Source organism: Novosphingobium bradum, assembly GCF_042646485.1.
Taxonomy (GTDB): Bacteria; Pseudomonadota; Alphaproteobacteria; order Sphingomonadales; family Sphingomonadaceae; genus Novosphingobium; species Novosphingobium bradum.
Genome location: NZ_JBHRTQ010000006.1, coordinates 1 through 21,710, shown reverse-complemented (window position 1 = coordinate 21,710; position 21,710 = coordinate 1). Strand labels below are relative to the sequence as shown.

Annotated in this window: 23 protein-coding genes and 1 tRNA gene; 10 read left to right on the top strand and 14 right to left on the bottom strand. The window is 68.9% G+C overall.

Annotated features, from left to right (window positions below):
* Positions 1 to 4 precede the first annotated feature (4 nt).
* Entirely contained in the window at positions 5 to 760 is a 756-nt protein-coding gene (locus tag ACFOD9_RS05825; RefSeq protein ID WP_379509153.1) for a cytochrome b/b6 domain-containing protein, read from the bottom strand.
* Positions 761 to 773: 13 nt separating this feature from the next.
* A complete protein-coding gene (locus ACFOD9_RS05820; RefSeq protein WP_379509152.1) occupies positions 774 to 1,247 on the bottom strand; it encodes a c-type cytochrome in 474 nt (157 codons plus the stop codon).
* Between the two features lie 478 nt (positions 1,248 to 1,725).
* Between ACFOD9_RS05820 and ACFOD9_RS05815 the strand changes: the two genes are divergently transcribed.
* The 3 genes from ACFOD9_RS05815 (at position 1,726) to ACFOD9_RS05805 (ending at position 4,894) form a co-directional block, all read left to right on the top strand.
* A complete protein-coding gene (locus ACFOD9_RS05815; protein ID WP_379509151.1) occupies positions 1,726 to 2,493 on the top strand; it encodes a TorF family putative porin in 768 nt (255 codons plus the stop codon).
* 224 nt (positions 2,494 to 2,717) lie between these two features.
* Positions 2,718 to 3,110 (top strand): hotdog domain-containing protein, encoded by a 393-nt coding sequence (locus ACFOD9_RS05810; RefSeq protein WP_379509150.1) that lies wholly within the window; start codon positions 2,718 to 2,720, stop codon positions 3,108 to 3,110.
* Between the two features lie 122 nt (positions 3,111 to 3,232).
* Positions 3,233 to 4,894 carry an FAD-dependent oxidoreductase gene (locus ACFOD9_RS05805; protein ID WP_379509149.1) on the top strand — a complete coding sequence of 554 codons (1,662 nt, stop codon included), beginning with the start codon at positions 3,233 to 3,235 and terminating at the stop codon, positions 4,892 to 4,894.
* A 70-nt stretch (positions 4,895 to 4,964) separates the two neighbouring features.
* Here ACFOD9_RS05805 and ACFOD9_RS05800 read toward each other — a convergent pair.
* Positions 4,965 to 5,057: transfer RNA gene (locus tag ACFOD9_RS05800), tRNA-Ser, on the bottom strand.
* Positions 5,058 to 5,272: 215 nt separating this feature from the next.
* Here ACFOD9_RS05800 and ACFOD9_RS05795 point away from each other — a divergent pair.
* Together ACFOD9_RS05795 and ACFOD9_RS05790 are read left to right on the top strand one after the other, a co-directional pair.
* A complete protein-coding gene (locus ACFOD9_RS05795; protein WP_379509148.1) occupies positions 5,273 to 6,091 on the top strand; it encodes a DUF1134 domain-containing protein in 819 nt (272 codons plus the stop codon).
* Positions 6,092 to 6,156: 65 nt separating this feature from the next.
* Positions 6,157 to 7,353, top strand: a complete 1,197-nt coding sequence (locus tag ACFOD9_RS05790) for an amino acid aminotransferase (RefSeq protein ID WP_379509147.1) — start codon at positions 6,157 to 6,159, stop codon at positions 7,351 to 7,353.
* A 146-nt stretch (positions 7,354 to 7,499) separates the two neighbouring features.
* On the opposite strand, the gene ACFOD9_RS05785 is transcribed toward ACFOD9_RS05790, so the two are convergent.
* Positions 7,500 to 7,874: a hypothetical protein gene (locus ACFOD9_RS05785; RefSeq protein ID WP_379509146.1), complete on the bottom strand. Its 375-nt coding sequence runs from the start codon at positions 7,872 to 7,874 to the stop codon at positions 7,500 to 7,502.
* A gap of 460 nt (positions 7,875 to 8,334) precedes the next feature.
* On the opposite strand from ACFOD9_RS05785, the gene ACFOD9_RS05780 reads away from it, so the two are divergent.
* Positions 8,335 to 11,274: an autotransporter outer membrane beta-barrel domain-containing protein gene (locus tag ACFOD9_RS05780; protein ID WP_379509145.1), complete on the top strand. Its 2,940-nt coding sequence runs from the start codon at positions 8,335 to 8,337 to the stop codon at positions 11,272 to 11,274.
* 290 nt (positions 11,275 to 11,564) lie between these two features.
* On the opposite strand, the gene ACFOD9_RS05775 is transcribed toward ACFOD9_RS05780, so the two are convergent.
* Genes ACFOD9_RS05775 through ACFOD9_RS05750 form a run of 6 tightly spaced genes read right to left on the bottom strand, consistent with a single transcriptional unit; the run spans position 11,565 to position 15,601 of the window.
* Positions 11,565 to 12,185, bottom strand: coding sequence for a riboflavin synthase (locus ACFOD9_RS05775; RefSeq protein ID WP_379509144.1), 621 nt, complete (start codon positions 12,183 to 12,185; stop codon positions 11,565 to 11,567).
* A 14-nt stretch (positions 12,186 to 12,199) separates the two neighbouring features.
* Positions 12,200 to 13,180, bottom strand: coding sequence for a bifunctional diaminohydroxyphosphoribosylaminopyrimidine deaminase/5-amino-6-(5-phosphoribosylamino)uracil reductase RibD (ribD, locus tag ACFOD9_RS05770; RefSeq protein WP_379509161.1), 981 nt, complete (start codon positions 13,178 to 13,180; stop codon positions 12,200 to 12,202).
* On the bottom strand, positions 13,170 to 13,658 hold the full coding sequence (locus tag ACFOD9_RS05765; protein ID WP_379509143.1) for a hypothetical protein: 489 nt from the start codon (positions 13,656 to 13,658) through the stop codon (positions 13,170 to 13,172). The genes ribD and ACFOD9_RS05765 overlap by 11 nt, the downstream gene beginning before the upstream one ends.
* A 54-nt stretch (positions 13,659 to 13,712) precedes the next feature.
* Positions 13,713 to 14,456 (bottom strand): M48 family metallopeptidase, encoded by a 744-nt coding sequence (locus ACFOD9_RS05760; protein ID WP_379509142.1) that lies wholly within the window; start codon positions 14,454 to 14,456, stop codon positions 13,713 to 13,715.
* Complete coding sequence (locus ACFOD9_RS05755; RefSeq protein ID WP_379509141.1) at positions 14,453 to 14,926, bottom strand: YcgN family cysteine cluster protein; 474 nt, start codon at positions 14,924 to 14,926, stop codon at positions 14,453 to 14,455. Before ACFOD9_RS05755 ends, ACFOD9_RS05760 begins: the two co-directional genes overlap by 4 nt.
* Before the next feature lie 6 nt (positions 14,927 to 14,932).
* Positions 14,933 to 15,601, bottom strand: a complete 669-nt coding sequence (locus tag ACFOD9_RS05750) for an SCO family protein (RefSeq protein WP_379509140.1) — start codon at positions 15,599 to 15,601, stop codon at positions 14,933 to 14,935.
* Positions 15,602 to 15,657: 56 nt separating this feature from the next.
* Between ACFOD9_RS05750 and ACFOD9_RS05745 the strand changes: the two genes are divergently transcribed.
* Both ACFOD9_RS05745 and ACFOD9_RS05740 read left to right on the top strand, forming a co-directional pair.
* Positions 15,658 to 16,296: an ankyrin repeat domain-containing protein gene (locus ACFOD9_RS05745; RefSeq protein WP_379509139.1), complete on the top strand. Its 639-nt coding sequence runs from the start codon at positions 15,658 to 15,660 to the stop codon at positions 16,294 to 16,296.
* A 10-nt stretch (positions 16,297 to 16,306) separates the two neighbouring features.
* Positions 16,307 to 16,972, top strand: a complete 666-nt coding sequence (locus ACFOD9_RS05740; protein WP_379509138.1) for a COQ9 family protein — start codon at positions 16,307 to 16,309, stop codon at positions 16,970 to 16,972.
* 40 nt (positions 16,973 to 17,012) lie between these two features.
* Here the strand turns inward: ACFOD9_RS05740 and hslU are convergent, their stop codons facing one another.
* The 3 genes from hslU to ACFOD9_RS05725 form a co-directional block, all read right to left on the bottom strand.
* On the bottom strand, positions 17,013 to 18,314 hold the full coding sequence (gene hslU / locus ACFOD9_RS05735; RefSeq protein WP_379509137.1) for an ATP-dependent protease ATPase subunit HslU: 1,302 nt from the start codon (positions 18,312 to 18,314) through the stop codon (positions 17,013 to 17,015).
* 6 nt (positions 18,315 to 18,320) lie between these two features.
* Positions 18,321 to 18,896, bottom strand: a complete 576-nt coding sequence (gene hslV, locus ACFOD9_RS05730) for an ATP-dependent protease subunit HslV (protein WP_379509136.1) — start codon at positions 18,894 to 18,896, stop codon at positions 18,321 to 18,323.
* Positions 18,897 to 19,022: 126 nt separating this feature from the next.
* Positions 19,023 to 19,520: an outer membrane protein assembly factor BamE gene (locus ACFOD9_RS05725; protein ID WP_379509135.1), complete on the bottom strand. Its 498-nt coding sequence runs from the start codon at positions 19,518 to 19,520 to the stop codon at positions 19,023 to 19,025.
* Between the two features lie 151 nt (positions 19,521 to 19,671).
* Here ACFOD9_RS05725 and ACFOD9_RS05720 point away from each other — a divergent pair, with 151 nt between their 5' ends.
* Together ACFOD9_RS05720 and ACFOD9_RS05715 are read left to right on the top strand one after the other, a co-directional pair.
* On the top strand, positions 19,672 to 20,220 hold the full coding sequence (locus ACFOD9_RS05720; protein ID WP_379509134.1) for a ubiquinol-cytochrome C chaperone family protein: 549 nt from the start codon (positions 19,672 to 19,674) through the stop codon (positions 20,218 to 20,220).
* Entirely contained in the window at positions 20,217 to 20,735 is a 519-nt protein-coding gene (locus ACFOD9_RS05715; RefSeq protein WP_379509133.1) for a DUF177 domain-containing protein, read from the top strand. The genes ACFOD9_RS05720 and ACFOD9_RS05715 overlap by 4 nt, the downstream gene beginning before the upstream one ends.
* Before the next feature lie 125 nt (positions 20,736 to 20,860).
* Here the strand turns inward: ACFOD9_RS05715 and ssb are convergent, their stop codons facing one another.
* The gene (ssb, locus tag ACFOD9_RS05710) at positions 20,861 to 21,415 is read right to left on the bottom strand and encodes a single-stranded DNA-binding protein (protein ID WP_379509132.1); all 555 of its coding nucleotides are present in this window, start codon (positions 21,413 to 21,415) and stop codon (positions 20,861 to 20,863) included.
* Between the last annotated feature and the right edge of the window lie 295 nt (positions 21,416 to 21,710).

The following is a 21,710-nucleotide window of genomic DNA, read 5'->3' as shown; positions in this document are numbered from 1 at the left end:
ATGCCTACATATAGCTCGACGGATCGGGTGCGGCCTCGACCGCGCGGTTCCACGGGAACGGCGTGGCGAAGGGCGGCAGCCCCCACGAGACCCACACCGCGATCGCAGCCGCAAGGGCCGCGCAGACCAGCGCCACCCACAGCGGGGCGATGCGCGGCGTGGCCACGGCGGTTTCGAACACCCGGCGGCCGGTGATCATCGGGGTCACCAGATTGTCGCGCTTGATGAAGCGGTAAAAGAGGATCGCGCCCACGTGCAGCGCGATCACCGCCAGGATCACGTTGAACAAGGCTTCGTGGACCTCGCTGATCGCGCTGGCGGTATCATAGGAGACAAGGAAGTTGAGCGGGCCGGAATTGATCGCGTCATGGTCCTGCGCGAACAGGCCGAGGCCCACCTGGGCCGCGATCAGCCCGACCAGCGCCAGCACGCTGAGCGCGCCGAGCGGATTGTGGCCGACCACGTGCGGGCCGGTGCCCGATTTCAGCCCGGCCAGATAGGCGCGGATCGCCGCCGGGCCTTTGACGAAACTGGCAAACCGCGCGGTCGAACTGCCGACCAGCCCCCACAGCAGCCGGAACACGATCAGGCCGAGCATGACCAGGCCCAGGGTGAAGTGAAGGTCCATGTCGCGCTCTTCCGCACTCCACCACAGCAGGGCGATCAGGACCACGAAGCTCCAGTGGACGAGGCGGACGGGCAGGTCCCAGAGGCGAACGGGGGTTCCGGCCGGGGTTTCGGCGGCTGCACGCTCGGTCATCGCGGTGCGCTCCTCAGGCCTTGGCTTTGCGGAAGCTGTCGTGGCAGTTCTTGCACGATCCGCCAACCGCGCCCGCGGCCTTCTGGATCGCGGCGAGATCGCCGGTGGCGCTGGCCGTCTGCAAGCCCCGGGTCGCGCCGACCAGGCGATCGGCGGCGGCGGCGAAATCGGCCGGGCGTTCCCAGATGGCGGGCAGGGCTTCGGTCTTTACCCGGCTCTCCGGCCCGCTGCCCTTGGGGAAGTGGCCCTTCACCTTGAGGGCGGCATCGGCCAGCACATTGGCATGGGCCTGGATCACCGCGATGCTGGGGGCGGGGCGCTTGAATTCGTCGAAGGTGCCCTTCATCGCGCGGCCCATGGCCTCGAAGTTGTGGTGGCGCTGCTTGATCACCTGGTTGGGCGCCGCGGCCCCGACCACGGCGGGCAGGGCGAGCCCGGCGGCGGGGAGCAGCAGGGCGGCAAGAGCAAGCGTGATCGGCTTTGGCACGGTGTTAGGCTCCATCGGCGAGAGGCGGGCTGACCCCTGCCCTGTCTGGTGCCCTGTCTTGCCGATCCGGCGCGCGCGGTCAACGCGCGGGCCTGTCGCGATTGGTCGCGCCGGGCGACAATCGATCGGCTGTTGTGGGCTGGGGTGTGGGCCGTGGGTGGCCTTCATGGCCAGTGTATGCTGCATTGCAATGCCGGGCATCGTCTGGCTGGGGTTGGTGGGCGGCGGTATAAAATCAAGGAAATCCAGCGATGGTGACTGCTCAGCTGCCACAAGATACGGTTCCCTGGACAACCTGTCGCTGCGCCGCACCATGCAAAAATTGGGCAGCGCTGGGGCTTCTGCCTGTTTTTTAGGCATGGCTGGGGCGCGGCAGGGGCGCGAATTCGGCGGAAATGCGTGGGCCAGGCATTTGGCACGGATTTTGCGGAGAGTTTCGGGCCAATGAGGGCAACAAGCAAATTCCTGAGGGGGAATTATGAAGAAGATCATCAAGGCAGCTCTGGCCACCACCGCTTTCGCGTCGGCCTTCGCCGCCGCTCCCGCTTTCGCCGACGACGCCATCAAGATCACCGGTTCGGCGACGCTCGCCACCGAGTACAGCCTGCGCGGCGTTTCGCAGACCGACCGCGACGCGGCGATCCAGGGCGGCATCACCGCCACCCATTCGTCGGGCATCTACGTCGGCACCTGGGCTTCGAACCTGGCCGGCTACGGCACTTTCGGCGGTTCCAACATGGAACTCGACCTGATCGGCGGCTACAGCAAGGCGCTGGGTCCGGTCACGCTGGACGGCGGCGTGGTCTACTACGTCTATCCGGGCGCCAACGGCCATCCGCTGCCGGGCAGCTCCTATGACTATGTCGAACTCTATGGTTCGGTTTCGGGCAAGGTCGGGCCGGTCAACGCCAAGCTCGGCACCTACTGGGCGCCCAAGCAGAACAACATCGGCGGCCACAACGTGTGGGTCTACACCGACCTGGGCCTGCCGATCGGCGGCACGCCGATCACCCTCAAGGCCCACGGCGGCATCTCCACCGGCACCAGCGCCTATACCAAGGGTCTGGACGTGGTCGACTACTCGGTCGGCGCCGATTTCGCCTACAAGATGCTGACCTTCAACGTGTCCTACGTTGGCACCGATGTCAGCAGCGCCAATGCGGTGCTGTGGACCTCGGGCGGCAATGCTTCCGGTCGCCAGATCACCAAGGGCCGCATCGTCGCCTCGCTGACCGCGGCGTTCTGATCGTCACGAGCCTCGCCGCAGGGGCGGCGAGGCTCGCCTTCAGGCGTGCCGCGAGCGGCGCGCCTGGCAGACAAGGCCCGGCCATGCGCCGGGCCTTGCTGCGTTGTGCGGCGCGAATGCGCTTGAGTTTCGCCGCGCCGCCGATATCGAATCCGTGCCATGAAGCGATCACGCCGCGGGCGCGCGGGGTGCGCGCCAGGGCACGGGAGGCCGGTCGGTTGGAAATGTCGGTACCCGCGGGATATGTTCCCTATGGCGGGAACAGCCCCTTCGTGCGCCATGCCGCGCAGTTCCATCGGCGCGAGGCCGATGGGCGCCGCTGGGTCGGCTGCCGGATCGGGGTCGAGCAGGCGAACAGCGAAGGCTATGCCCATGGCGGCTTCCTTGCCGCCTTCGCCGATTTTGCCCTGGCCGACACGGTCATGGGCATCACCCTCTCGCTCACCATCGACTATATCCGCCCGGCGCGGCTGGGCGACTGGATCGAGGCCGAGATCATCGAGCGCAAGCGTTCGGCCAGCCTGGTCTTCGCCGATGCGATGGTCTGCTCGGGCCGGTGCGATCTCGTGCGGATCAGCGGGGTGTTCCGGCCTTTCGTCAAGCGCGGGCCGGCCTGACCCGTGTGGCGCCCCGCCTTCCGGTTCCGCGCCGGACAGGCCGCTTAACTCTGGCTTCCTTCGCCTAAGGTGTTATCACTACACAACTACCGGCAAGAATGGCCGGGGCCAAGGAGGCGGGAGTGGATTTTGACGAGACGGTCGACGCGATCATCGTGGGCAGCGGCGCGGGTGCGGTCTGCGCCGCGCTGTATCTGAAAAGCTGCAACAAGCGGGCGGTGATTCTCGAGAAGACCGATCGTTTCGGCGGATCGACCGCCATCTCTGGCGGGATCGTCTGGGCGCCGGGCAATATGCTGATGCGGCGGGCGGGCATTGCCGATTCCGAGGAGCGGGCGCTCACCTATTTCGATGTGGTGGTCGGCGATGTCGGGCCGGCCTCCTCGCTCGCGCGGCGCAAGGCCTTCCTGCGCGGGATCGACGAGGCGCTGCGCTTCCTGGAAAGCCGGGGCATGGCGTTCTTCCGCCAGGAAGGCTATGCCGACTACTACGACGACCGGCCCGGCGGCGAACCGCGCGGCCGGACAGTCATGGCCCGGCCCTATGACCTGCGGGATCTGGGCGAATGGGCGGCCAAGCTGCGCGGCCATGGTGCGCCGGCAATGCCGATCAACACGCACGAAGGCGGCCGGCTGGCCACGGTCAAGACCACCTGGCGCGGCAAGCGGGCGGCGCTGCGGGTGGCCTGGCGGATGCTGGTCAACCGCCTGACCGGGCGCCAATGGGTGGGTTCGGGCAATGCCTTGCAGGGCCGGCTCCTGCGCCTTGCGCTCGATGCCGGGATCGACATCCGCCTCGAAACGCCGGTCACCGACCTCATCATCGACCAGGGCCGGGTGACCGGGGTGGCCGTCGCCGCGCCGGGCGGCCCGCGCCGGATCAGGGCGCGCGATGGCGTGCTGATCAGCGCCGGCGGCTTTGCCCACAATGCCCGGATGCGCGAGCACCATGGCCCGCATCCCGCCTCGGTGGACTGGACCATGGCCAACCCCGGCGATACCGGCGAGATGATCGAGGCGGGCCAGCGGGCCGGCGCCGCGGTCGACCTGATGGACGCGGTGTGGTGGACTTCTGCCTCCCTGCCTGCCCCGGGCCAGCGGATCCTCAACGTTACCGATGTCGGCCGGCCCCATGCGATCATCGTCGACCAGTCGGGCCGGCGCTACATGAACGAGGCGGCCTCCTATGTCGAAGTGGGCAACAACCAGTATGCGCGCAACCGGACGGTGCCCGCGATCCCATCCTGGCTGATCCTCGATCACCGCAACCGCAGCACCTATCCGCTGTTCATGGCCATGCCCGGCAAGACCCCGCAGGCCTGGCTGGACAGCGGCTACCTCAAGCGGGCGCCGACGCTGGAGGCGCTGGCCGAGGACTGCGGGATCGATCCGCAGGCGCTGCGCGAAACGGTGGAGCGCTTCAACGGCTTTGCCCGCAACGGCGTGGACGAGGACTTCCGGCGCGGCGCGCGCCAGTATGACCACTGGCTGGGCGGCGATCCGTCGGTCGGCCCCAATCCGAGCCTGGCCCCGCTGGAAACCGCGCCGTTCTATGCGCTGCGCCTCTATCCCGGCGACGTGGGGACGGCGGGCGGGCTGTTGACCGACGAACACGCCCGGGTCCTGCGCCCCGACGGCAGCGCGATCCCGGGCCTCTATGCGACCGGCAATTCGACAGCATCGGTCATGGGGCGCCACTACCCGGGCGCCGGCTCCAGCATCGCCGCCTCGCTGGCCTTCGCTTGGCAGGCGGTCCGCCACATGGTCGGGCGCAACGACGGGTGATGGGGATGGGAGCGGAGCCGACTGCCTGAGCCCCACGCGGGGCCGGGCGGTTCCGATGGCCCTCAGGAAATGGCGGAGACGGAGGGATTCGAACCCTCGGTACCGGATTTACCAGTACGACGGTTTAGCAAACCGTTGGTTTCAGCCACTCACCCACGTCTCCGGATCGCAGCGGCGCTGGCGGGCTATAGCGAGGGGTGGGGAGGGCGGCAAGGGGCTCTGCGGCATTTTTGCCGGAGGGGCGCAAATGGCGCATTCGGCTCCTTCGGTCGCAATTCGGACTCGGCTCATCGCCGGTTCATTGCGGTGGCCGCAGGCATCGATTCTCAACGTGGCGCAGGTTTCTCGATTGCGAGGGCCGGAGGGATGGGAAGCATCATGAACAAGCCGAGACCGACCCGGGTCGGACGACTGATCGCCGTTTTCACGGGCGCGGCGCTTGCTCTGACGCTGGCTGCCCAGCCCGCCATTGCCCAGGTCCGCGCCGTCGATCCCGATGCCGCGATCGACGGGGACCTGGTCCGGAACGGGCCGGCCCCTTCGATCAACGCCGCGCCGGTCGGCGCAACGCCGGTGGCCGAGCCGGAGGCCCGTGCGCCGGTTGCCCCGGCTCCAGCTTCCGTGGCGACACCGGCCCCGGTGGTGACCTCCGCCAATCCCGAACGCGCGGCGGCCCAGGCCGCCACCAACCCGGTCCAGGCCGGCGCGCAAGGGGCGACCTATCACGAGGACGACCTGATCGGCGCGGCCGAGGGGGTGTTCGGCAAGGGCGCCCATGGCCTGGCCGACATCATCAAGGACCTGCTCAAGAAGCAGGGCGAGCCCAACGGCTACATCGTTGGCCGCGAAGGCGGCGGCGCGGTGGTGGTGGGGCTGCGCTATGGCTCGGGCACGCTCTACCACAAGGTCGAGGGCAAGCTGCCGGTCTACTGGACCGGCCCCTCGGTCGGGCTCGATCTTGGCGCCAGCGCGGGCAACACCTTCGTGCTGGTCTACAACCTCTACAACAGCGAGGACCTTTACCACCGCTACGGCGCGGGCGAGGGGCAGGCCTATCTCGTGGGGGGCTTCCATGTCAGCTACCTGCGGCGCGGCGACGTGGTGCTGATCCCGGTGCGGATGGGTGTGGGCCTGCGCCTGGGGCTCAACGCGGGCTACATGAACTTCACCAGGAAGAGCCGCTGGCTGCCGTTCTGAGCGGCGCGGACGACCGACCCTGAAAACCCTTTGCCGCGGGCGCGAAGGCCGCTAAAGGCGCGCCCATGTCCAGCAGCACTGTCCTCTCGAACCTTCAGCAGCAGCCGGCCGACGCGCTGCTCGCGCTGATCAAGCTCCACAATGCCGACCCCAGGGCCGACAAGATCGACCTTGGCGTGGGCGTCTATCGCACCGACAGCGGGGCGACCCCGGTTTTCGCGGCGATCAAGGCGGCCGAGCAGAGGCTGCTCGAAACCCAGGATTCCAAGGCCTACCTCGGCCCCGAGGGCGACATGGACTTCGTCCATGCGCTGATGCCCTACGTGTTCGGCGCGGCCAACCCGACGTTCGATGGCCGGATCGAGGGGATGCAGACCCCGGGCGGCACGGGCGCGGTGCGCCTCGCCCTGGCCCTGGCCAAGCGCGCCGGCGTGGCCCGGATCTGGATGGGCACGCCTTCCTGGCCCAACCATGCCCAGATCGTGGCCGACCTTGGCCTTGAGTTGAAGGGCTTCGGCCATGCCACGCCGGGCGGCCAGGCCGACATGGATTCGCTGCGCGCCGCGGTGGCTTCGGCCCAGGCCGGCGACGCGATCCTGCTCCACGGCTGCTGCCACAATCCGCTGGGCATCGACTATGCCCCGGCCCAGTGGGACGAGATCGCCACCCTGGTGAAGGCCAAGGGCCTGCTCCCGATCATCGACCTGGCCTATCAGGGCCTGGGCGAAGGCATGGAGGAAGACGCCTATGGCCTGCGCCGCGTGCTGGGCGAAGTGCCCGAGGCGCTGGTGGCCTATTCGTGCGACAAGAACTTCGGTCTCTATCGTGACCGGGTTGGCGCGGTCTACGTGATGATGGCCGATGCCGCCCAGGTGAACGCCGCGCTGTCGAATGGCCATGCCCTGGCCCGCGCGGCCTGGTCGATGCCGCCGGATCATGGCGCGGCCGCGGTGCGGATCATCCTGCAGGACCAGGCGCTGGTGGCGCTGTGGCAGGGCGAGCTGGACGAGATGCGCGCCCGGATGCGCCAGGTTCGCGCGAAGCTGGCCGCTTCGGGCAAGGCCGGCGCTGTCGACCTCGCGCCGCTGGGCTCGCAGAATGGCCTGTTCTCGATTGTGCCGCTCAACGCCGAGCAGATCCTGGCCATGCGCGAGAAGCACGGGGTTTACATGGCCGGGTCTGGCCGCATCAACGTGGCCGGGCTGACCATGGGCAACATCGACCAGTTCATCGCCGCCGTGGCGGACGTGACTTCGGCCTGACAGTTCGGCGGCTGCCCCTTCCGGGGGTGCCGCCAGCGATCAAGAGGGGCGCGGGGCTTCGGCTTCGCGCCCCTTTTTCGTGTGCCCGCGGCGGGCCGGGGCCGGGGGGCGGGCTGGCGCGGCACGTGGGGGAAGGTGGGGCGGCCTTATTGGCAGGCGTCGCGGTTGCCGGCCTGGCAGGCGGCGACCTGGCGGCGCCATTCGGCCAGGCGGCGCTCGTAATCGGCCTGATCGCGTTCGTAGCCGGCGCGGTCGCGCTCATAGTCGGCGCGGGCCTGGCGGTGGGCGAGGGCCTGGGTGGTGTAGGTGTCCTGAGCGGCGGCGATCGCATCGCGGTCGCGCCACGATGACCAGCCGGCGGCGAAGCCGGCATCGCGTTCGCGTACCCGGGCCAGTTCGGCCTGGTTGAGCTGGCGGGTCTGTTCACGGTCGAGGGCGCGGGCCGCCGATGAGCGCATGGCCGGATCCTTGGGATCATCGGCCCGGGCCGGGGCACTGAGCGCAAGGACGACAGCAGCCAAGGCGATGCCGAGCGACAAGCGGACAGGCAACGAGCGGACAGGCAACGAGCGGACAGGCAACGGATTCATCGGTGGTTTCCCCCTTCTCGCGCCCGGATTAGCGGGGGCGGGCGCGGCGCGACAGCAGCCTTGCGACGAACCGACGCCCGTTCGTCGCAAGTCGGGCACGACTGCCCGGCACGGCGGCGGCGGCCATGCCACGGCCGGCCGCCGCGTGTAAGGTTTCTGTAAGGAATCAGCTAAGTCCCTGCAAATAAGTGGTAAACGCGGGGAATTCGGTAGCATATTCCGTCCGTGCCGCGGTTCCCGTAAATTAAACGGAATTGCGCTGGATCAATCGTTTCCACCTTGTCGGGAATATACAATCCGATGGCGCCGGGAACGGTTAACGGCCGTGCGAAAATAAAACCAGAAGGTCGCAAAAAAGCTTACTTTTCAATTCCTGTTTGGAGGACAATCTATGAGGACCATCAAGGGGCTGGGGTCCCGCCTTAGCAGCCATGTATCGAAGGGGCGGATTACCGCCGCGGTACTTCTGGCATCCGCCGCCGCCGTTCCGGCCCATGCCGGCACCGGCACCGTGGACAATCCCGGGTTCGAGGATGGCACGTTCACCGGCTGGACCACCGAGGGCGGCTTCACCGCCGGTGTCAGCTTCCCGGTCGACGAGACCCTCTACCAGGGCAATCCGGCCACCTACGCGACCATCCGCGCCGCCGGAGAGGTCGACGCCATTACCGGCGCGCCGGCCGTGTTTGCCGGCCAGTATTCAGCGCGGCTGAACGATTCCTACAACAACGACAGCATCACCGCGCTGCGCCAGACCATCACCGGCTACAATGCCAACAAGCTCTACTACGCGTGGAACGCGGTGCTTGAGCCTTCGCATGGCGAGAACGACAGCCCGTCGTTCCTGATCAAGGTGACCGACAAGACCACCAACACGGTCGTCACCAACATCGGCTACAGCGCCTATACGGCACAAAACGTGTCGTTCTTCCGTCCTGCCGGCGGTTTCGTGACGAGTGACTGGAAGGTCGAGGACATCGACACCATCGCCGGCCACGATTATGAAATGCTGTTCGTGGCGGTGGACTGCCCCTACGGCGGCCATGCCGGCTATGTCTATGTCGATGCCTTCGGCGGCGTCGTGCCCACCCCGAACGAGGGCGTTGCCTTCGATCCGACCAAGGATGTGGTCCGCGGCGCGAGCTTCCTCCTTCCGCTGGGCGGCATCCCCAACATCGTCACCTTCCACACGCTGACCGACCTGCAGGGCAACCTGGTCAATCCGGTGTTCGATGGCGGCACGTTCTCGATCGACCAGGCTGGCGCAAGCCCGCTTGCCACGGCCTTCACCATCACCAGCCTTGGCGGCACGGTTGACACCAACGGCAATGACATCACCTTCGCCGGCGGCATCAACGGCACCGGCCAGATGACCAAGATCGGTCTGGGCAACTGGATCCTGACCAACACCAGCCCGATCACCAACACGATCGACGGCGGCGTGGTGATCAACGCGGGCGGCCTCATCGTCAACGGCTCGCTCACCTCAGGTGGCGTGGTGGTCAACCAGGGCGGTACCTTCACCGTCAACGGCATTGCCTCGGCGCCCACCCTGCTGATCAACAAGGGCGGCCTGGCCAACATCTTCGGCCAGCTTTCGACCACCGGCGCGGTGACCGCCGATCAGGCCACGCTCAACGTCAACGGGCTGCTTCTCGCCAATGGCGGGGTGACGCTGGACAAGAGCCTGCTGACCCTCACCGGCGGCACGATTTCGGGCTCGGCGGTGAACGTCAACTCGGGCAGCACCCTGACTGGTCGCGGCACCATCGCGGCGGCGGTCAACGTCAACAGCGGCGGCTTGCTGGCGCCGGGCAATGGCCTGGGCACGCTGACCGTGGTCGGCAGCCCGGTGGTCCTGAAGGCCGGTTCGACCTTCCAGACCCAGATCGACGGGCGCAACTACGTCGCGGCCGGCGGTGCGGGTTCCTATGACCGCGTGGCGCTGTCCACCGGTGCCACTTTCGCTCCGGGCGGCACGCTGGTGCCGCTGCTGCGCGGAATCGCGGCTCCGGCGAACAACACCTTCACCCCGGTGCTGGGTGACCGGTTCACGATCGTCAGCGGCGGCACGGTGACCACTTCGGCCTTCGCCGGGGTGACCCAGCCGAGCAGCGGCCTTTCGGCCAACACCCGCTTCGACGTGCTCTATGGCGCGAAGCAGGTCGATCTCGTGCTCACGCCGATCAGCTTCGGCACCTTGGGCCAGGGTCTGGGCTGGAAGACCAACGCGATCGCGGCGGCTGACGGTCTCGACGCGGTGCGTCCGGCGGCGGGCAGCCGTTCCGGTTCGCTCCAGTCGCTGTTCGACAGCATCTACGGGCTGGATGCGGCTGGCTACAACCAGGTGTTCCACCAGATCTCGGGTGAAATCCACGCCGAGACGCTGACCTCCGCCCGCGAGGCGGCGGCCGACACCAGCCGGATGGCGCTGGGCGCGGCCGGGGCCACCATCGGCGATCCCGACTGCACCGATACCCGCCAGTCGGCCGACAAGTGCGTCAAGCCGAGCGGTTCGCCGGCACTGTGGACCCAGCTCTACTACGGCAAGAGCCGCTACAAGTCTGATCCGCGGGCGGCTCGTTTCTCGGACGAACGTCGCGGGTTCGCGGTCGGTATGCACCTGATCAACACCCCGGATACCCGGATCGGTGTGGGCGGGCGCTATTCGGACGCCAACGTCCGCAACACGATCGGCAGCCGGGCTGACGTGAACGGCTACTCGCTGTTCGCCTACGCCTCGCACGATTTCGGTCCGCTGACCGTTTCGGGCACGGCCGGCTGGGGTTCGACCGACGTCCAGACCTCGCGCGCCCAGTCGCTGACCACGGGCACCAGCAACTCCACCGCCAGCTACGCGGTGAGCGTGGTCAACGCCGCGCTCGAAGCCCGCTACACCCTGGATCTGGGTGCCGCGGTGCTCCGTCCGGTGGCCGGGGTCTCGTTCGAGCACCTCAAGACCAAGACCGTGTCCGAGGCCAATGCCTCGGCTCCGGTCGCGCTGACCCTGCCTTCGGTGTCGCGCTCGACCCTGCGCTCGAAGCTGGGTGTCGAGGCGGCGGTTCCGCTTGGTCCGGTCTCGCTGGTCGCCAACGGCGCGTGGGAACACGTGCTTGACGGCAGCACCACGATGATCCGTCGGGTGGTCCTTGGTCCGGCCAACTGGAGCGTGTCGAGCGTCGGTCTCAAGCCCGATGCCTTCGCCTTCGGCGCCGGTGTCCAGGCCAACATCGGGGCGCGGACCACGGTTCGCCTCGAATATGCCGGTATGCGCGATGGCCGCAGCTACCGGTCCGACCAGGGACTCGTGCGGATCGCCCACGCGTTCTGATCAACCGGCTTTCCGAGCCAAACAGGGAGGGCGCGCACTTCGGTGCGCGCCCTTTTTGCTGGGTGCGCCCTCCGCATTCGTGGAGGACTGGCGGTGCCCGTCCCGTCCGCCAGCCCGACCACCCGACGATAGCGCCTTGTGGGTGGGAGTGGGCTGGTGCCGCAACCCATGCGTCATCCCGGGCGTGACGTGCGATCGCGGCCCGACCCACGTAGAGCCTGGCCGCGTGCCCGCTCTCCACCGGTCCCGGGTCAGGCCCGGGACGACTGGGGACGCCCGGGCGTCGGGCTTCAGGCGTTCCGCAGGCTTTGCATCCGCTGGAGGTAGCGGGCGAGGACGTCGATTTCGAGGTTGACCCGGCTGCCGGGCGCAAGGTCGCCCAGGGTGGTGACGTCGGCGGTGTGGGGGATGAGGTTGAGCGCGAAGTGGCAGGTGCCGTCGCTCTGGTCGGCGACGTCGTTCACGGTGAGCGAAACGCCGTCGACCGTGATCGAGCCCTTGGGCGCAAGATAGGGGGCAAGGGCGGCAGGGGCGGCGATGCCGACGCGGCGGGAATCGCCTTCCGGGCAGACCCCCACCACTTCGCCCACGCCATCGACATGGCCGGTGACGATGTGGCCGCCCAGCTCATCACCCAGGCGCAGCGCCGGTTCGAGGTTGAGCCGCCCGCCCACGGCCCAGCGGCCGGGCACGGTGCGGGCCAGGGTTTCGGCCGAGATATCGACCGCGAACCAGGCATCGCCCGGCGTTCCGCCGCGTTCGACCACGGTCAGGCAGGTGCCCGAGCAGGCGATCGAGGCGCCGATGGCGATGGTCGCCGGATCCCACGGGCAGGCGATCACCGCGTGGAGATCGCCCTTCTGGGTGGCCTGGCGGATGGTGCCGATGGCGGTGACGATGCCGGTGAACATGGGGGACGGGTCTCTCAGGTGGGTCTGTGGCGCTCGTAGACTTCCAGGCAGTCGCTGCCAAGCGGGCGGCGGTCGGCCAGGGTCCAGCGGTGGTGGGCCTGGGCGAGCGAGGCGAGGCCAAGGTCGGCCACGCCCGGCTTGCCGCCGCCGATCAGGATCGGCGCGCGATAGACCAGCAGGCGATCGACGAGATCGGCGGTGAGGAAGGCGGCGGCGGCTTGCGCGCCGCCCTCGACGAAGAGATATTGCGTCTCGGGGTGATCGTGGATCGCCTGCGGATCGGACAGCGCGGTCCAGCCTTGCGGCGCGGCGCCGCGGGTGAGCAGCCAGCGTTCGGGGCTGCGGGCCTCGAGGCCGGGCAGGCGCACGTCGAGACGGGGGTGATCGGCCCGGAAGGTGCCGCCGCCGACCAGGATCGCATCGGCCCGGGCGCGCATGGCATGGGTGTGGGCGCGGGCGGGCGCGCTGGTGATCCACTGCGATTCGCCCGAGGCCAGCGCAATGCAGCCATCGAGCGAGAGCGCGAGCTTGAGCGTGACATGGGGCCGGTCATGGCGGGCGCGCACGAGATAGCCGGCGAGGCTGGCGGCACAGGCGGGGCAATTGGCCAGATCGGCCGGCGTGCCGCTTTCGCGCAGCCGGGCCAGCCCGGCGCCGGCGGTGCGCGGATCGGGATCGGCGCAGCCCACGACCACGCGGGCGAGGCCTGCCGCGGCGGTGAGATCGGCGCAGGCCGGGCCGCGTGCGCTGGCATGGGCGCAGGGCTCCAGCGTGACGTAGAGCGTGGCGCCGCGCGCCGCCGCGCCGGCCTGGGCCAGCGCCACGGCTTCGGCATGGGGGCGGCCGCCGGCCTGGGTCCAGCCGCGCCCGACGACGCGGCCCTCCTTCACGAGGATCGCGCCCACAGCGGGGTTGGGGAGGCTGAGCGGAACGCCGCGCGCGGCGAGGCGGGCGGCCGCTTCGAGCCAGCGCAGGTCCTGGGCGTCAGCGGGCAGCGGGTTTCTCCGGCGCGGTGGCGGCGGCGGTTGCGGCTGGGGCCTTGAGGCCGATCGCCCGGTCGTGCGCGGCCTTGTCCTGCGCGGCCTGGGCGGCGGCCTGGCGTTCGATTGCCTCGGTATCCATGCCCGAGACCTTGCCCAGCGTGCGGTAGATATCGCGGACCTTGGCTTCGCGCTGCGCCTGCTCGGCGGCGAGGCGATCCTGGAGCTGCTGGTTGGCGATGATCTCGCGCTTGATCTCGGCGTCGGAGCGTGGGCCGGTCCACGAATTGATGTAGGTGACCGAGGGGCGCCTGGGCGGGCCTTTCCAGCTTTCCTGCACGATCACGTTGAACACCAGCAGGGTGGTTGCCAGCGCGGCGGCAACGAAGGGCCAGCGCCGCTTGCCGGCCTGGCGCCAGACCGCGACGAAATCGGCAATGGCCCCGGTGGGCTGGATGTTGCGCCAGTAGGCGGACTTGCCGAGGGTGAGCATGGGGGCAAGATAGGCGCGCGGCGACGAAAGGGGAAGGCCGGAGCGACGCGGCGTTCAGCCCAGCGGGGCGTAGAGCGTTCGGCCGTGGTGCTTGAGCCAGCGGTTGGCCGTGGCGATATCGTCCTCGAACAGATCGGCGAGGAGGGCGTGGAAGCGGGAGCTGTGGTCGAAGTGGACGAGGTGGGTGACCTCGTGGGCTACGACCGAGCGGCGCACCGGATCGGGGGCCATGGCCAGCCGCCAGTTCATCCGCACCGTGCCTTCGGCCGAGCACGAGCCCCAGCGGCGGCGGGCATTGGTGAGCGCGAGCGCGGGGACGGCGACCCCGGCGCGCGGGGCATAGTGGGCCAGATCGGCCTCGAACAGGGCGCGAGCCTCGGCCTGGATCCAGCGTCTGAGGCGGGGGTTGAGCGATTCGGCCGGGCCGCCGACTTCCACGGTCTGCGCCACGAGCCGGACCCCGCGCGAAAGATCGGCGCGGTGGACCAGCAGATGCGGGGTGCCGCGCCACGGCAGCTTGCCGCCGGGCGCCAGCGGCTGGCTGGCGGGCAGGTTGCCGAGCTGGCTTTCCAGCCAGTCGGTGCGCGAATGGACGAAGGCGAGCGCCTCGCGGGTGGGCGCCCAGTTGGGGATGGTGATGCGGATCGCGCTGCCATCGGGGGCCAGGCGCAGGGTCAGCCGGCGGGCGGTGGCGAGCCGGCGGATCTCGATGGGGAGCGTGCGGGTGCCCAGGGTAAGGGTGGGGGCGGCATCGCGCTTGCCGGGCGAGCGGCGCAGGAAATCGGGCAGGAGGCTCATTCCTCGTCCACCCGTTCGACTTCGAGCGGTTCCTCGTCGCCCCAGTCGATATGCTGTTCGAGCGGACCGGCGAGGACTTCGCTGATCGCCTTGCCGACGACCGAGGCGCCGGCGCGGTGGACGGCATCACGGTCGCCGCAGACCAGGTAGTGCCATTCGGGCAGGGGCTGGTCGTCGGCGCGCAGGCGATAGGCGCAGGTTTCGGGGAGCCATTCGAGGCTGGCGGCGAGCGCCGGGGTGAGCCGCAGGCAATCGGGCACGTATTGGCGGCGGTGCTTGTAGTCCGAGCAGCGCGCGGTCTTCAGGTCGAGCAGCTTGCAGGCGACGTTGGTGGGCCAGATCCGCCCGCTGTCGGCATCCTCCACCTTGTGCAGGCAGCACTTGCCGCAGCCGTCGCACAGGGCTTCCCACTCCTCGCGGCCAAGGCTGGCGAGGGGGCGGGTCCAGAACGGGCGGTCAGCGCCGGGCATGGTTTGCTAGCGCACCCATTTGGCGAGTTCGGCGGCGACGGCGGCGGGGCCATCGCGATCGCCCAGGTCAGTCGGCAAGAGGGCGATGGGCTTGCCCTGCGGATCGAACAGGTAGGTGGCGCGGCTGTGATCGACCAGGTAGCCGCCGCCCGGCGTGACCGCGCCCTTGGTGTGATAGACGGCAAAGGCCTTGGCTGCGGCATCGACCTGAGCGGTGGTGCCGGTCAGGCCGAGCAGGCGCGGGCCGAAGGCGGCGGAAAATTCGCCGACGCGCGCCGGGCTGTCGCGCTCGGGATCGACCGAGATGAAGATCGGCTGGACGCGGGCGGCCTCCTGGGGATGGGCCTTGGCGAACTGGTTGAAGCCCTTCATGAAAATGCCCACGTCGGTCGGGCAGGCATCGGGGCAGAAGGTGTAGCCGAAATAGACGATCCGCCATTGCCCGGCGAAATCGGCCCAGCGCACGGTTTTCCCCGCCTTGTCGACCAGGGCGAAGGCTCCCCCGATGGAGGTGCCGGCCAGCGGCGGCTGTTCGCGCTGCTGGCAGGCGCCCAGCGCCAGGGGAAGCGCCAGCAGGAGCGGGACGAGCAGGCGCGCGGCGACGGTCTTGCGGGCAGGGCGCGACCGGGCGGAGTGTTTCATCATGGCGGGCTTCATCATGGCGCGGCGGTTCATGCTCTGCTAAACCGCCGCCTGCAAGGGCGGTTCGGCAAATGACAGGGAGTTACGGCGTGAGGTTTGGCAAGCTGCTGGGAATGCGGATCGCGGGCGCACTGGCTGGCCTGGCCATGGCCGGCGCGGCCGCGCTGGTTCCGGCCGCCCCCGCCCAGGCCCAGTTCATGGGCGCGGGCTTCAAGTTCCTGGAAGCGGTGAAGAAGAAGGACGGCGAAGCGGTCGAGAAGGCGGTGGGTGAAACGCCGACCATCGTCAACACCCGCGACGTTTCGACCGGGGACACCCCGCTCCACCTTGTCACCCAGGGGCGCGAGCTCACCTGGCTCAACTTCCTGCTCTACAAGGGCGCCAATCCCAACCTTCGCAACGACCGCGGGGTTGCCCCGCTGGGCCTGGCGGTGAGCCTGGGCTGGGCCGAGGGCGTCGAACTGCTGCTGGCCAAGGGCGCGCGGGTCAACGATCCCGATGGCACCGGCGAAACCCCGCTGATCGCGGCGGTTCACCAGCGCAGCCTGGACCTGGTGAAGCTGCTGGTGAAGGCCGGCGCCGATCCGCTCAGGGCCGACAATTCGGGCCGCAGCGCACGCGACTATGCCGAGCTGATGGGCAAGGACAGCGCGATCTGGACCGAGATCGAGGCCGCGACCAAGGCCGCGGCGGCGCGGCGCAAGCAGTCCTACGGGCCAAGCTTCTGAGGGACCGGCGATGACCGACAGCGATATGCGCGACATGACCCTGGCGGAATTGCGGCCGGCCCTGGCCCCGGCGATTGCCGACGCGGCCATTTTCGACGGTTGGACCGATGCGGCGGTGGCCCATGCGGCGGCGGCGCACGGAGTGAACCCCGACACGGCGCGGATCGCCTTTCCGGCCGGGGCGATGGACATGATCGCCGCCTGGATCGCGCGGATCGATGCCGACATGGCCGCGGCCCTGCCGGCGGCGCGGCTTGGCAACCTGCCGATCCGCGAGCGTATCCGCAGCCTCGTCCAGTTCCGCCTCGATGCCCTTGCCGGGCGCGAGGAAGCCCTGCGCCGGGCACTGTCGATCATGGCCATGCCGCAGAACGCGGCGCGCGCGGCCAGGCTGTCGTGGGCCAGTGCAGATGCGATGTGGCGGCTGGCCGGCGACACGGCGGCCGATTTCAACCACTATACCAAGCGCGCCACCCTGGCTGCGATCTATGCGGCGACCCTGCTGGTGTTCGCGGGCGACGAGAGCGAGGGCAAGGCCGAGAGCCGGGCCTTCCTCGATCGGCGGATCGGCGGGATCATGCGCTTCGAGAAGGCCAAGGCCCGCCTGCTGCGTCCGCGCGCGGAAGGCTTCAGCATGACCAGGCTGCTGGGCCGGCTGCGCTACCCGGCCAGCTGAACCGTGGCCCCCATCCCGGTCATGAACCGGGAAGGGGGCTTTACAGGATATATTTCGACAGGTCGGCGTCGCTGGCGAGGCCGGCCAGGCGTTCGCGCACATAGGCGGCATCGATGGTGACCGTTTCGCCCTGGCGGTCCTCGGCCTCGAAGCTGAGGTCTTCGAGCAGCCGTTCCATCACGGTCTGCAGGCGGCGGGCGCCGATGTTCTCGACGCTTTCGTTCACCTGCGCCGCGATCCTGGCCACTTCGCGGATCGCCTCGGGGGTGAAATCGACCTCGACCCGCTCCGTTTTCAGCAGGGCGCGGTACTGGGCGACGAGGTTGGCGCGGGTTTCGCCCAGGATGCGGACGAAATCCTCTTCGGTCAGCGCCTTCAGTTCCACCCGGATCGGCAGGCGGCCCTGGAGTTCGGGGAGCATATCGGAGGGCTTGGCCACGTGGAAGGCGCCCGAGGCGATGAACAGCACGTGGTCGGTCTTCATCGGGCCATACTTGGTGGCGACCGTCGTGCCCTCGATCAGCGGCAGGAGATCGCGCTGGACCCCTTCGCGCGAAACCGAGCCGCCGCGCACGTCGGACACGGCGATCTTGTCGATCTCGTCGAGGAAGACGATGCCGTTGGTTTCGGCATTGGCCAGCGCGACGCGGGCGACATCGTCCTGGTCCATGCGCTTTTCGGCTTCCTCGTCGACCAGCTTGTCCCAGGCGTCGGGCACCTTGAGCTTGCGCCGCTTGGTGGGGGCGCGGCCCATGGCCTTGGCCATCATGTCGGACAGGTTGATCATGCCCACGTTCCCGCCCATGCCGGGCAGGTCGAAGGGCATGGGCTGAGCGTCCTCCACCTCGATCTCGACCTCCACCGCGTTCATCGCGTTCTCGACGATGCGCTGGCGGAAACTTTCGCGGGTGGCCTCGCTGGCATTGTCTCCCACCAGTGCCTTCAGCAGCCGGTCCATCGCCGCCTTGCTGGCCGCTTCGCGCACGCTTTCGCGGCGGCGGTCCTTTTCGAGGCGGATCGCTTCTTCCACCAGGTCGCGGGCGATCTGTTCAACGTCGCGGCCGACATAGCCGACCTCGGTGAACTTGGTGGCCTCCACCTTGACGAAGGGGGCTTCGGCCAGCTTCGCCAGGCGGCGGCTGATCTCGGTCTTGCCGCAGCCGGTCGGCCCGATCATCAGGATGTTCTTGGGGGTCACCTCGTCGCGCAGTTCGGGGCTGAGGCGCTGGCGGCGCCAACGATTCCGCAGGGCGACGGCGACGGCCTTCTTGGCCTCGGCCTGGCCGATGATGTGTTCGTCCAGCGCGCGGACGATCGCCTTGGGGGTAAGGTTGTCGGTCATGGAAGATCAGATGCTTTCGACGGTGACGCGATCGTTGGTGAACACGCAGATCTCGGCGGCGACCTGCATGGCCTTGCGGGCGATGGTTTCGGCGTCGTCCTCGTAGGAATCGAGCGCGCGGGCGGCGGCAAGCGCATAGTTGCCGCCCGAGCCGATCGCGGTGATCCCGCCTTCCGGCTCCAGCACGTCGCCATTGCCGGTTAGGACCAGCATGGTCTCGGCATCGGCCACGATCATCAGGGCTTCGAGGTTACGCAGGTACTTGTCGGTCCGCCAGTCCTTGGCGAGTTCGACCGCGGCGCGCATCAGCTGGCCGCGATGCTGTTCGAGCTTGCGTTCGAGGCGTTCGAACAGGGTGAAGGCATCGGCCGTGGCCCCGGCGAACCCGCCGATCACCTTGCCGCGCCCCTGTTCGTCATTGGCACCGATGCGCCGCACCTTGCGGGCATTGGGCTTCATCACCGTGTTGCCCATGGAAACCTGGCCATCGCCGGCGATCACCGTGCGGCCGTTCTTCTTCACCCCGATGATGGTGGTTCCGTGCCACTGGATCAGGCCGTGGCTGCCCCTGCTGTCGTCCATGGGGCGGGATATGGGGAAGGGGGCGGCAGGATCAAGATTGTTTGATGGGTGCGAAAAGGCCATCCGGCCTTTTCCAGGCGGCGCAAGCCTTCGACGGATGTCGAAGACGCGCCCGGCAAATGACCATCAGCTGCCGTTCGGGCCGCCGCCGCCTTCGCCGCCCGCGCCGCCACCCATGCCGGGGGCGCCGACCGTGCCGATATTGCCGAACAGGTCTTCGAGGAAGCCGCGGTTGCGGCCAAGGGTCGGCGTCTTGTGATGATCGGGATCAAGGCGGACGACCTTTTCGAGGCCGGTCTTCTCGATCCGGCTGACATTGCCGGCGGCATCGAAATGCACCTTCAGCACCGTTTCCTGATAGGGGCGCGGGCGGGTGAAGGCGGCTTGGCGGGTGTCAATCGCGACATAGTACCACACCGGCTCGCCGAACTGGGCGACGTAAGTTGGCCGCCCCAGGGCGCGTTCGACCGACTGGCGGTTGTCGATCCCGGGCTGGACCGAATCGACCAGCGCCTGGTCAACCAGGTAGCCGCGGTGATCCTTGATCGAGGCACAGCCCGACAGCGTCACGAGCCCGGCTCCGAGCAATGCCGCGCCAACCACCAGCCGCTTGTAGACCCGCATGAACACTCCGCTTCCTGTTCGGCGATGGCGCCGGTTGCCAAAGGCCCGTCGTCGCCTGTATCGCGCCAGCCTTAGGCCGCGCCGGGCAAACCCGCAAGGACCGTGGCCATCCCGGATTGAATCCGCCCTGAACGAACGAAAGCCCCCGGCGATGTCGCTTCTTTCCCGTCTGCTCAAGCCGCTGCTCAACCGGGGCGGCGATGACCGCGATCCGGTTCGCCCGCTGTGGCATCGCACGGTCGAACTGGCCCGCGATCCGCGCTGGTATGGAGCCAGGGAAATCGGGGGAGGCGGGGTGGCCGACACGGTGGCCGGGCGCTTCGATGCGATCACGCTGGTGCTGTGTGCGGTCCTGCTGCGGATGGAGCGGGAGCCGGCGCTGGTGCCGCCCTCGGTGCTGCTGACCGAGCTGTTCGTCGACGACATGGACGGGCAATTGCGCCAGTCGGGCGTGGGCGACCTGGTGGTGGGCAAGCATATCGGCAAGCTGGTCAGCTCGCTGGGCGGCCGGCTGGGCGCACTGCGCGAGGCGCTGGCCGAGGCGGATGATGCCGCGCTGGTGGCGGCGGTGGAGCGCAATGTCTCGCTGGGCGCGGGCGCCAATCCGCCGCGCGTGGCTCAGCTGCTGCGCGGCCTGGCCGGGGCGTTGGACGCCACTTCGGGCGAGAACCTGCTGGCCGCGCGGATCGTGCTGCCATGAGCGCCGCCAGCGAATTTTCTCGAATCGTGGAGCTGCGTCAGATCACCGGAGCGCCGCTGCACCTTGTCGCCAATGCCGACGAGCGCGCGGCCCTGGCCAGGCGGTTTGCCCTGGTCCGGCTGGACCGGCTGGAGGCGACGGTCAGCCTGGTGGCCGAGGGGCTGGTGGTCGCGGTCGCCGGACGGATGGCGGCGGACTGGGTCCAGCCTTGCGCGATTTCGGGCGAGGATCTGCCGCAAGGCGGCGAGGAAGCGATCAGCCTGCGCTTCGTGCCCGAGCGCCAGCACAAGCCGGACGAGGAAATCGAGCTTTCGGCCAGCGAACTGGACGAGATCGAATATGCGGGCACCGCCTTTGACCTGGGCGAGGCGGTGGCCCAATCGCTCGCCCTGGCGATCGATCCCTTCGCGGCCGGCCCCGAGGCTGAGCAGGCGCGCCAGGCGGCGGGGATCGTGGGCGAGGGCGAGGCCGGGGCGTTCGCGGCGCTGGCCGGGCTGAAACTGCCGAAGGGCTGAGCGGGGAGCGGCTCTGCCCTGCTCCATCCGCTCCATACGTTCCATCCACAACAGCCGTTCACCCTGAGCCTGCCGAAGGTCTCAGTGCGCGCCGATCCGGCTTGGGGACTTGGGAACCGCGATCCTCAGAACGGGATATCGTCGTCCAGATCGTCGGCGAAGCCGCCCGCGCCGCCGCTGCCGCCGCCGCCCTGGTTCCAGCCGCCAGCCGAACCTCCGCCGCCCGACCGGCCGCCACCCTGGTAGCCGCCGCCCGAGGCGCCGCCTTCGTTCCAGCTTCCGCCCGAGCGGCCACCGCCGCCCGCGCCGCCTTCGCGGCCAGCCCCGCCCGAGCCATCGAGCATGGTCAGCACGCCGCCCATGCCGCCCACCGAGATCTCGGTGGTGTAGCGATCATTGCCCGAGGCATCCTGCCACTTGCGGGTGCGGAGCTGGCCTTCGATGTAAACCTTCGCGCCCTTCTTCAGGTAGCGCTCGGCCACGCCGACCAGGCCATCGCTCTGGAGCACGACCGAATGCCATTCGGTGCGTTCCTTGCGTTCGCCGGTGGCCTTGTCCTTCCAGGTTTCCGACGTGGCGATCCGCAGATTGGCGATGCGCCCGCCGTTCTGGAATGACTTCACTTCCGGATCCTGCCCGAGGTTCCCGATCAGGATCACCTTGTTGACGCTGCCAGCCATCGAATCACGTTCCTCTCGAATCTGGCGCTGGAGTTAGCCCATCGGGCGGGGTGGGGGCGAGTCTGGCGCGGGCGATTTCCCCGGCCGGAATCGGGATCGCGCAAAGGCGCAAAGGCGCGGAGGGGCTGCGGCGGGAGCGACGCCGTTTTCGGCCCCGGGCGCAGCGCGGCGCAAGGCATCGTGCCAGGCGCTACGCGGCCGTCACGCATCGCTTCGTCATGCTCCCGCGTCTCTGCGCGAAACGGCCTAGGGTCCGGACTCAATTGGCCCACCAGATGATGGCGGCGACGATGAG

Bases quoted from the DNA above. Each gene is read 5' to 3' on its own strand.
- ACFOD9_RS05825 (WP_379509153.1), bottom strand. From the start codon at position 760: ATGACCGAGCGTGCAGCCGCCGAAACCCCGGCCGGAACCCCCGTTCGC.
- ACFOD9_RS05815 (WP_379509151.1), top strand. From the start codon at position 1,726: ATGAAGAAGATCATCAAGGCAGCTCTGGCCACCACCGCTTTCGCGTCG.
- ACFOD9_RS05810 (WP_379509150.1), top strand. From the start codon at position 2,718: ATGTCGGTACCCGCGGGATATGTTCCCTATGGCGGGAACAGCCCCTTC.
- ACFOD9_RS05795 (WP_379509148.1), top strand. From the start codon at position 5,273: ATGAACAAGCCGAGACCGACCCGGGTCGGACGACTGATCGCCGTTTTC.
- ACFOD9_RS05790 (WP_379509147.1), top strand. From the start codon at position 6,157: ATGTCCAGCAGCACTGTCCTCTCGAACCTTCAGCAGCAGCCGGCCGAC.
- ACFOD9_RS05780 (WP_379509145.1), top strand. From the start codon at position 8,335: ATGAGGACCATCAAGGGGCTGGGGTCCCGCCTTAGCAGCCATGTATCG.
- ACFOD9_RS05775 (WP_379509144.1), bottom strand. From the start codon at position 12,185: ATGTTCACCGGCATCGTCACCGCCATCGGCACCATCCGCCAGGCCACC.
- ACFOD9_RS05765 (WP_379509143.1), bottom strand. From the start codon at position 13,658: ATGCTCACCCTCGGCAAGTCCGCCTACTGGCGCAACATCCAGCCCACC.
- ACFOD9_RS05760 (WP_379509142.1), bottom strand. From the start codon at position 14,456: ATGAGCCTCCTGCCCGATTTCCTGCGCCGCTCGCCCGGCAAGCGCGAT.
- ACFOD9_RS05755 (WP_379509141.1), bottom strand. From the start codon at position 14,926: ATGCCCGGCGCTGACCGCCCGTTCTGGACCCGCCCCCTCGCCAGCCTT.
- ACFOD9_RS05750 (WP_379509140.1), bottom strand. From the start codon at position 15,601: ATGAACCGCCGCGCCATGATGAAGCCCGCCATGATGAAACACTCCGCC.
- ACFOD9_RS05740 (WP_379509138.1), top strand. From the start codon at position 16,307: ATGACCGACAGCGATATGCGCGACATGACCCTGGCGGAATTGCGGCCG.
- hslU (WP_379509137.1), bottom strand. From the start codon at position 18,314: ATGACCGACAACCTTACCCCCAAGGCGATCGTCCGCGCGCTGGACGAA.
- hslV (WP_379509136.1), bottom strand. From the start codon at position 18,896: ATGGACGACAGCAGGGGCAGCCACGGCCTGATCCAGTGGCACGGAACC.
- ACFOD9_RS05725 (WP_379509135.1), bottom strand. From the start codon at position 19,520: ATGCGGGTCTACAAGCGGCTGGTGGTTGGCGCGGCATTGCTCGGAGCC.
- ACFOD9_RS05720 (WP_379509134.1), top strand. From the start codon at position 19,672: ATGTCGCTTCTTTCCCGTCTGCTCAAGCCGCTGCTCAACCGGGGCGGC.
- ACFOD9_RS05715 (WP_379509133.1), top strand. From the start codon at position 20,217: ATGAGCGCCGCCAGCGAATTTTCTCGAATCGTGGAGCTGCGTCAGATC.
- ssb (WP_379509132.1), bottom strand. From the start codon at position 21,415: ATGGCTGGCAGCGTCAACAAGGTGATCCTGATCGGGAACCTCGGGCAG.